Annotated in this window: 1 pseudogene; it reads right to left on the reverse strand. The window is 41.3% G+C overall.

The annotated features are described in order from the left end of the window. Nucleotides 1-486 (reverse strand): annotated as a pseudogene (locus ACFILZ_RS10105) (hypothetical protein); the annotation flags it as partial. Nucleotides 487-647: the final 161 nt, after the last annotated feature.

The raw sequence follows: 647 nt of genomic DNA on the forward strand, positions 1-647 counted from the left end.
ATCATTGTTAGAGCCACCAGTCCAATCGCCTCCTCCCAACATAACATTTATGTCTACACGTAAACTGCTTCCTTGCTCCCCTGTATGCCATTTAGTCACTGGATAACAACCAGACAAATATTGCCAAACATAACCGCAACCATCCTCACAACCGATATGCGAAATCATCCGTCTATTGTTTGTATCAACGTGTCCTCCAGACGTCTTAGGAGAAGGCGCTTGATTGCCGACAATACTGGTTGCTTGATTACTTCCATACATGCATGGCGAAAACTCATCACTTGTCAAATTAACAGACCAAAAATCAAATGCATGATCCGCATAGCTACGATTGGTCGTAATCGGAACACCATATGCCGACTTTGCAATTACACCTGACCCTGATTGAAGATAAATATCAACCCAAATATTATGCCACGGATTGTAAACCATCCCTTCTGGACTACTACGCGGGCGGTGATTTAAACACCAAACAGAATTGAGCAAAATATCCCCCGCTTGATAAGCCGATACAAGATATTGATTTATAATGATAATCTAGCTCTGTTTATATTGAATTAGACGCCCGAATAACGTAGGATTCTCTCATTTCAAATCTGTTTATCTTGAATCAATCAAAACCACTTATTTGCACGTCACAAGCGGGG

This window comes from Bartonella sp. AP40SXNS, from assembly GCF_042195825.1.
Classification (GTDB): domain Bacteria; phylum Pseudomonadota; class Alphaproteobacteria; order Rhizobiales; family Rhizobiaceae; genus Bartonella.